We start from the raw sequence: 8449 nt of genomic DNA, 5'->3' as shown, positions 1-8449 counted from the left end.
TTATCGTAGGCTATACGTAATTCCTGGTTTTCTCGGTCGAGAGTCTGTACTCGCTGGTTGAGGTTACGAACGAGTTTGCGTAATCTTTCTAATTGCGAAGTTAACCCATTTCGTTGAACGATTAGTTCCCCAAATAAATCATTAATTTGCTCTAATTGTTTGCTAGGAACTCGGACGCTATTTTCATGAATTTCTCGCTCTTTACTAACGCCAACTGCCTCTCCCTTACCTTCAGCAAATCTAGCATCTGGAGGATGATTTTCTCTAGGCAATATTGTACTTTGCTCGGTGACATTAACAGCATTTACCTCATCGGCAAATTCTGCATCTAAAAATGTAAATTTGGCGGCAATCGCTTCATCTTTTGTCCAAGTTTCTGGAGTTATTTTTGGTTGCCAAACAGATGTATCGAGCATATCTGTGGCAGATGTATCTGTGGCAATAAATTTTGGTATAACTTCTGCTGGTAATAGTGGTTGATGTTGCGTATAAATATTTAATTTAATGTCTGTAGGCAAGTTATCTAGTTGATTTGTCAGTATCAAAGCTTGCGATCGCCGCCATGCTTGCAATGCTAACTGAGCAATTTCGGAAATGCGTTCCCCCAAGGGGTTATCGTTGGCGTTCGCGTAGCGTCCCGAAGGGAAGCCTCTGGTAGTGTTCACAGTTTCCAATTGCTGCGTTACTGACTCACAAAGCTTGGTAAAAGCTGTCAACTGGAGCATTTCCCCTAAACCGCCCAATTCAGCTGCCATCATTACAACTTCTTCATACAAACCGGGCTGTTCGCTATCTGCCAAGATAGACTCTAGACGCTGCAAACACTCTTCTACCTCTGTTCCAAATAGCAAAGGGATAACATCTTGTCCATCTTCTGGGGATAGCATGGTTGAGGCATCCTCTGGGGTAGGGTCGCCCAAGCGATCGTGCAGCTCATCAAAAATTGGGTAACAAAAGGTTGCTAACCACCCATCTTCAACAACATTTCCTTCTGCAAGCAATTCTACAATCTGACGCAGCCAGTCAACTCCAGACAGCAATAAACTTTGCAACTGAGTATCAATTTCTAAAGAATTTTTTTTAGTTTTTAAAACTTTAAAAGAATCTTCTAGACGGTGAGCTAAATCACTTAGCGATCTAAATCCCATCATCCCCGCGCCACCTTTGATAGAATGAGTAGCCCGGAGTGCAGCATTGATTTTATCTAAATCGATGCGGTTAGTAGTATCGATTTCCAATAATACCCCTTCTAGGGTATTCAAATAATCACTTGCTTCTTCCAGAAACTGCATCTGGATTTCTAGCTCTTTGTCTTGTAACATGGTTTTTGTCCTTGGTCATTGGTCATTGGTCATTGGTTATTGGTCATTGGTCATTGGTCATTGGTTATTGGTCATTGGTTATTGGTTATTGGTCACTTGTACTGAGCGAAGTCGAAGTATTGGTCATTGATCATTGGTAAATCACGAAGGACAAATGACAAATGACAAAGGACAAATGACAAATGACAAATTTAACTAACTTTGAAAGTCTCGACAGTCTCTTGCAACTGATGAGAAATCTCCACAGTTTGTTGCAGGGATTTGGAAACTTGGTGAGAAGAATCGCTAGTGCGTTGTGATACAGCAGCGATATCTTTCATCAATTGGCTGACACTTTCCGATGTTTCTAGCTGAGATGCAGTTGCAGCGGAAATTGACTGCACTAAGGAGTCAATTTGACGCGATACATCTAAAATTTGACTCAGACTTTCTTTAGCCTCCTCCACAATGCGTGTACCTTCCACCACTTGGGTGGTTCCTATTTCCATCGCCTGCACCACTTCACTGGTTTCTCGTTGGATATTTTCAACAATTTGTTCAATTTCTTGGGTTGCTGCGGCACTTCGGACTGCTAATTCGCCGACTTCTTCAGCAACTACGGCAAAACCTTCACCTTCCTCACCTGCACGCGCTGCTTCAATGCCGGCGTTAATGGCAAGCAAGTTGGTTTGAATCGCGATTTGGTTAATTAAGGACACTACACGGGAAATTTGTTGAGAAGACTCTCCCAAACGTTTCACTTTCTTAGCAGTTTCAGCTACAGTTTCGCGCAAAGACAGGATATTTTGTACTGTTAAATCCATCGCGTGTCCACTCTTGGTGGCGGTGTGGGCAGCATGGTTGGCAATAAACGCAGCTTTTTCGGCACTTTCGGCTACGGCTTTCATGGATTGGGTCATTTGGTCAACAGCATCGAGAGTGCGGTTGATTTCGGCAGCTTGTGTGAGTGCTTCCTCTGCTAAGTCGTTGATGGCTCCTTCGTTAGAACCGATGGCGGTATTCACCTGGGTAGCAGCTTGTTTAACTTGGGTAACAATATCCCGCAGACTTTCGACAATCGAGTTGAAGAAGTCAGCTACAGTCCCTATTTCCCCAGCAGTCACGTCTGCACGTACTGTTAAGTCGCCTCTGGCTGCACCTTCTACATCCTTAAGCAGTTCTAAAAGTTGCTGTTGCAATGTTTCCTTTTGATGTCGTTCGTGATCAGAGCCAATGAATGTAATACTTTTGGCTTGTTTGATCTGCTCTAATAACTTAGCTTGTTCTAAGGCATAGCCGACTTGAGTTGCTATCTGTTGAAACAAGTCAATTTCCGGCTGTTGCCAAACACGAGGAGTTTGGCAATTATGAGCAATTAATAAGCTGAAAAATTGCTTTTGGGCAATAATTGGTACGAGCAAATGACCTTTGACAGCAAAATTTTCTAAAAGTTGAATGTAACTGTCGGCATTTTTCAAGCTTTGGTCTTGATAAATATTGGCAACCGCTTGCACTTGTCCATCGTGATCAGTTTCTAAATAACGTTCCCGAAAATAGGGGTCGTCAATTTGCACTCCCAGCATTTCCGGCCAATTACTAGTTACCGATTCCGCAACGACAACGCCATCCCAAGCATCTGGATTCAGACTATAAATGATTACCCGATCTGTTTTTAGCGATCGCTGAACTTCTTTGACTGCTGCGTCATAAATATCTTCAGTTTTGAGACTTCTCCGAATCCGTAGGGTAATATCTGTTAGTAATTTTGCCCCTTCAACGTCGAGTTCTTGTTCCTTAACCAAGACCTGCAATTGTTGAGCCATCTGGTTGATATTTGCACTCAGTACCCCTAATTCGTCTTCTCTTTGAATTTCCAAACGGGTATTGAATTTACCTTGACCTAGCTTCGCTAATGCCACAGTCGCATTCAGAATTGGCTGTGTAGTTAGTTTAGCTAACCGAGATGCGATCGCACCCACAATAAATGCTGTCAGTACTGTACCGATGCTAATAATCCACAACAATTGTCTTTGCGGCTCAAATATAATTGCGGTATCTGTGGATAAAAGTACCCGCCAGTTTAAATCAGGTAAGCCATCTACGATACTAGATGGTACGTAGCTGACTAGTTCTTGTTTTTTCTGAGTTTTGGAAACTTCTATAAAACTATCTAGCTTTTTGGCTGTAAGCAGTTTAGATAAACTAGGATACTCTCCCTTTGCCTCTTTCCTCAGTAATTGCTTTTGTGGACTCAAGAAAACTATTCCTGAAGCATCGATCAAATGGTATTGTTGCCCATTGGCTATGTAGCTTTTGAGTACTTCCTCTAAAGATTTTACGGGCATACGTGCCTGTACCACACCAATAGTTTCGCCCGTCCCTCTCTCTTTCACGGGTGCAGCTAAATAAATACGGACTACACCAGTATTTTTTGCTGCTTCAGGTTTGCTAATTACAAGAGTATCTTTTTGTAAAGCGTCTTGAAAATAGGTACGGTCATTTTGATTTTCCAGGGGTTCACCTGTGGATTGCACAATCAAGTTACCTTGTCGGTCAAAAACAGCAACACTGTCATAAGCTTTGTAAGCTTGGACGATGCGATCTAGAACTGCTTGTTTTTCTTGGGTACTGACACCAGCTTGGGGATTTACCAAAAAAGGCAAACTTGATATGACCTGGATATCTCCGTAGCGCCCCAGCATGAAACGGTTAACTTTATCACTTAACCCAGTTGCTTCAGCTTGTTGAGATTGAGTAATTTGCTTAATAATTGACTTGTTGGCAAAACCAAAAGCGATCGCGCCGATGGTCAATACTGGTATTGTACCGACTGCGATCGCTAAAATAGTTGCTTTCTTAACCAATCCCAGCCTTGTAAAATAGGCAATAACCTGATTCAAAAAATAATTATTAGCAGTACCAGTAGTCAGCTTAGTTGGTAGCTTTACTACAGTCCCAATGGCTTTTTGAGATGAAATTAGTGATGCTCTATTTTGAGCATCACTACCTTGATTCGTCTTGGTTTTATTAGACATAAAAGTACATCTTCTGAGTATGTGAATTAAGAACACTAAAAATCTTTTTTAGTCGTACATCCTAATCACTGCGGAGAATAGAAGATTGCACAATCGCCTGGGCATCTAATACTAGTAATATTTCTTCTTGTTGTACAATGCACCCACATAAATAAGGAACTAAACTGGATGCCACTTGTCCTATAGGAGAATGAATATCATCAACGATGAACTTGATTGTACCTTTGATTTCTTGTACAACTAAGCCCAACACCAATGATTCCACTCGAATCACGATTATATTGTACTGCCGCAGTCGATAATCTAGGGATTCTAAATTCAGCATTTTTGGCAAATCAACTACCCAAATTATCCGACTCCGCCAATTCATTAATCCTAATATGCAGGGGGGCATATTGGGCATCGACGTGATAGATTCAACAGGCACAATAATTGCTTCTTGCGTATGCCTCATTGATAAAACAGCAGTAGTTTGTTGATTTAGCTGAAACTTCAGATAACCATCTGCTAAATTATTTTTAGTTTGTTTTGAGGAAAGAGTAATGTTTGTACTAGTCATTAATTCAAATTACCACTGATTTAATAGTACGTAGGAGATGTTCGCGGGTGTAAGGCTTAGTTATATAAGCATCTGCACCTTGTCTCATCGCCCACAAACGGTCAATTTCTTGATTTTTGGAACTACAAATTACAATCGGCACTTTTGCAGTAATCGCATTTCTTCTGAGAGAACGACACAATTCAAATCCACTCATTTCAGGCATTACTACATCAGTAACGATCGCATCTGGTTTTTCTAACACAGCTTTTTCTAAACCCTCTTTTGCACCACTTGCTTTAATTACGTTGTAACCACTCTCTTTGAGATAATGGCTCATCAATTCCAATTCGCTGGGAGAATCTTCTACAATCAGAATCGTGCCAAGCAAAGTCAGGCTCACTATTAAATCTCCTAAAAAGTAACTTAAGGCAATTAAATTTGGTTATATAGGAATCCGATTTGATTTTTAAACAAAATTAGTATTTGTAGGGTGCGTTAGGCGAAACGCTAACGCACCAAACCCTTAAGAATGGCGCGTTACGCTGTCGCTAACACACCCTACGTATATTTTAAAAAATCAAATATGAGTCCCAATACAGTTCAGTTAAGCAATTTTTTTCCTTCTCTTTCTACTCTCTGCGTCCTCTGCGCCTTGGCGGTTCGTTAAAAAATTGACTTGGATAACAGAGTTTTAGCCTTAACTGAACCGTATTGATATGAGTCCTATATACCAATACAGTTCAGTTAAGCATTTCTTTTTTCTCTTTGCGTCCTTAGCGTCCTTCTCCCAAAGGGAGAGGCTAGCGCTAAGGGAGAAGGTGGTTCAATAACTTTCATAACTCAAATAGGATTAGTATAGTTATTGCTTGTGACTAATCAACCAAGATATTTAAAAACCATTTTGAGCAATTCTGATTGTGTAAAAGGCTTAGTCAAATATCCTGATGACCTGACAATTTTAGCCTTTGCTCTATCAATAAATCCCGTTCTTCCTGTCACCATAATAATTGGTGTATTTTTAAAAGCTGAATGTTTCCGTAATAAAGAACATAGCTCGTAGCCATCTAAACTTGGCATTTCGACATCTAGCAAAATGAGATCAGGCTTACTCCGGAGAATTTGCATTAAAGCTTTTACCGGATCGTTGATCATCACAACCGAAAATGTGTTTTCATCCAAAAAATGCTTCATGGAATTCAAAACTGTTTGACTATCATCAATACAGGCAATTGTATATAGCTTTTTGCCAACAGATGGCTGAGTATTTTGATTAATCTCAGGAATATCAAAATTGATTGATATCGGCAATTTTTGCCCAAGTTTTATTTGCAATTGTGGCTGAAATTGAGACGTTTGTGTTGTAGACAAAACTTGAGAACCCGCACCAGATGGAATTGATGACTGGATATTTTGCCGATTTCGTAACTGCTTTTGACAATGTTCAACAAGTAACCGCAAGTCCAGGCGACAAAACTTTGGTAGTTCATCCAAAGAGCTTTCAGAACTGAATTCATAGCTCCCTTCTTTTAAACACAGAAATGATTCCAGAACTTCTTTAGCCAATTCATTTATCAGGCTTGCTGCTTGCACAGAGTTGATATAGCCCTGATTTACTAACCAACAAATAGCTTGGTAATCCGCATTTTGTATTGATTGATGTTCATTCTTCGTCTCAAACATCAGCTGCATCTGCACGCGAGTGGCGCTGTTGAGAGCGGGAATTTGCTGGCTTAAGCGTCGCAAGTGACTGTCAAGGCGCTCAAACAGTTTATCTGAATAGGAGGCATAGGTAAGTTTACCATCCTCTAGATAAATTGACCAAGAAGCTGCACCCGTAAATATGCTTAAACATCCTGTAGCACGCCGACTGGTTAATTGTGCCAACAGAGATAGCGGATGTAGTTTCTGGAACAACCTGTAGCTACCTATAGGAGTTGTGCTCATTTTGCTTTTACTCCAGCTAAATTCGATATGTGTAAGCTAAATTTGTGTAGAGTTATTCCACAATTTAAATCAGTTAAAAAGCATCAAACTTTTGTATTTTAAAGTACATCAGTTTACATCTAGGTTTGTGGTGAAACTCAACGACAGTAGCGTTATTTTCAGATGAGCAAATCTGAGTAAATTCGTAAATTGTGATTAATTTACTTACTGTTACTGAGATTTATAAACATCTTTCGAGAAATAAGACATAGAAATATCAAGACTAGATGAAGCCACTTTCCATTGAGTAACCCCAATCTGACCACGGGAATAATACTGATTTTGTAGACGGTAATATATTTGAACTTCTGTATTTACACGTAAGTAAAATCTAGTCCTTAAGTAAGTAAGAACTAAATGAAGCCACTTTTCATTAAATATCCCTGTTGTGACTACAGGGATAATACTGATTTTTTTGACAAAAATAAAACAAAACATAATTTATAAGGGATTGTGACAATACCATTAGGACAGTTTATTCTTTATTACGATATTTTAGAAGAACAAGGAAGCGACCGGATTTTATATCTTGCTATCCCCCAATACAGTTCAGTTAAGGCTAAAAACTAAATCTGGTGTAGGTTGGGTTGAGGAACGAAACCCAACATTATCGAGACTTTGTTGGGTAACGCTTACGCTCAACCCAACCTACTATTCTCTTAACTGAACCGTATTGTGCTATCCCCCACCGAACTTACACTGAAATTTTCAACGAACCCATCGGCAAGATTTTATTAAAAAAGAACCGCTTACGTTTACTTGTATTTGACCCAAAGCAAGAGGTAATTATGCAATGGATACCTTAGAGAAATATCAAAAAACAATCGAAGATGTTCTGAATGAATATATAAAAATACCCTATTCAAATTGTCAGTTAGAAACAAAGCTAATCATCGATCGCACAGCTACTAATTACATAGTAATGACTTTGGGATGGCAGGGAGAAGAACGAGTTCATGGTTGTATTATCCATATTGAAATCATTGATAGAAAAATTTGGATTCAGCGCGATGGGACTGAATATGGCATTGCCAATGAACTCGTAGCCGCAGGAATTCTCAAAGATAAAATTGTTTTAGCTTTTCATCCAGAGGATGTTAGACAATACACTGATTTTGCGATCGCTTGATTCTCAAAAATATGCCATCGCTAATTGTTGATGAATGCGAACCCCCAGTGACAGTTTTAGATGACAGGAGAATGCGATCGCTTAATTGTTGATGAGTGCGAACGCTTAGTGGGAGTTTCAGATATAGGATTAGTATTTGATTTCTGAAAAAATATAAGTATGTATAGTGGCGTGACAAGGCTAAAATAGTGCATTAGCTTTCCTCTTGTGGGATGGGCGTCTCGCCCGTCCAGTGCGGGCTTTTCGGCCCACACCACAAGAAAATTTCTTGCAACAATTTAGTCTTGACACGCTACTACGTGTATTTGAAAAATCAAACATCAGTCCCATAACACAATACGCTTGGGTTAAGAGAATAGTAGGTTGGGTTGAGCGTAAGCGTTACCCAACAAAGTCTCGATAATGTTGGGTTTCGTTCCTCAACCCAACCTACACCAGATTTAGTTTTTAGCCTTAACTG

At 39.8% G+C, this 8449-nt stretch carries 9 protein-coding genes; 4 read left to right on the top strand and 5 right to left on the bottom strand.

The genetic code is table 11. The annotated features are described in order from the left end of the window. A partial coding sequence (locus LC605_RS29185; protein WP_229550938.1) for an Hpt domain-containing protein occupies positions 1-1322 on the bottom strand: 1322 nt, incomplete at its 3' end. A 5-nt stretch (positions 1323-1327) separates the two neighbouring features. Between LC605_RS29185 and LC605_RS33190 the strand changes: the two genes are divergently transcribed. Beyond that, positions 1328-1462 (top strand): hypothetical protein, encoded by a 135-nt coding sequence (locus LC605_RS33190; protein WP_267868704.1) that lies wholly within the window; start codon positions 1328-1330, stop codon positions 1460-1462. 51 nt (positions 1463-1513) lie between these two features. Here LC605_RS33190 and LC605_RS29180 read toward each other — a convergent pair whose 3' ends face one another. The 4 genes from LC605_RS29180 to LC605_RS29165 form a co-directional block, all read right to left on the bottom strand. After that, positions 1514-4336 (bottom strand): methyl-accepting chemotaxis protein, encoded by a 2823-nt coding sequence (locus LC605_RS29180; protein ID WP_229550937.1) that lies wholly within the window; start codon positions 4334-4336, stop codon positions 1514-1516. A 61-nt stretch (positions 4337-4397) separates the two neighbouring features. Beyond that, positions 4398-4895 carry a chemotaxis protein CheW gene (locus LC605_RS29175; protein WP_229550936.1) on the bottom strand — a complete coding sequence of 166 codons (498 nt, stop codon included), beginning with the start codon at positions 4893-4895 and terminating at the stop codon, positions 4398-4400. Between the two features lie 4 nt (positions 4896-4899). After that, positions 4900-5277 carry a response regulator transcription factor gene (locus LC605_RS29170; RefSeq protein ID WP_229550935.1) on the bottom strand — a complete coding sequence of 126 codons (378 nt, stop codon included), beginning with the start codon at positions 5275-5277 and terminating at the stop codon, positions 4900-4902. Between the two features lie 476 nt (positions 5278-5753). Next, positions 5754-6821, bottom strand: coding sequence for a response regulator (locus tag LC605_RS29165; protein ID WP_229550934.1), 1068 nt, complete (start codon positions 6819-6821; stop codon positions 5754-5756). Between the two features lie 492 nt (positions 6822-7313). Here LC605_RS29165 and LC605_RS34840 point away from each other — a divergent pair, with 492 nt between their 5' ends. From LC605_RS34840 to LC605_RS29160, 3 genes are all read left to right on the top strand, one after another. Further along, complete coding sequence (locus tag LC605_RS34840) at positions 7314-7430, top strand: element excision factor XisH family protein (protein WP_369010375.1); 117 nt, start codon at positions 7314-7316, stop codon at positions 7428-7430. A gap of 83 nt (positions 7431-7513) precedes the next feature. Next, on the top strand, positions 7514-7666 hold the full coding sequence (locus LC605_RS34835; RefSeq protein WP_369010376.1) for an element excision factor XisH family protein: 153 nt from the start codon (positions 7514-7516) through the stop codon (positions 7664-7666). Then, a complete protein-coding gene (locus tag LC605_RS29160) occupies positions 7654-7989 on the top strand; it encodes a XisI protein (RefSeq protein ID WP_229550933.1) in 336 nt (111 codons plus the stop codon). Before LC605_RS34835 ends, LC605_RS29160 begins: the two co-directional genes overlap by 13 nt. Positions 7990-8449 lie beyond the last annotated feature (460 nt).

This window comes from Nostoc sp. CHAB 5836 (genome assembly GCF_020829445.1).
Taxonomy (GTDB): domain Bacteria; phylum Cyanobacteriota; class Cyanobacteriia; order Cyanobacteriales; family Nostocaceae; genus Nostoc.
The sequence above is the reverse complement of the archived record's forward strand: the minus strand, read 5'-3'. Positions and strand labels throughout refer to the sequence as shown.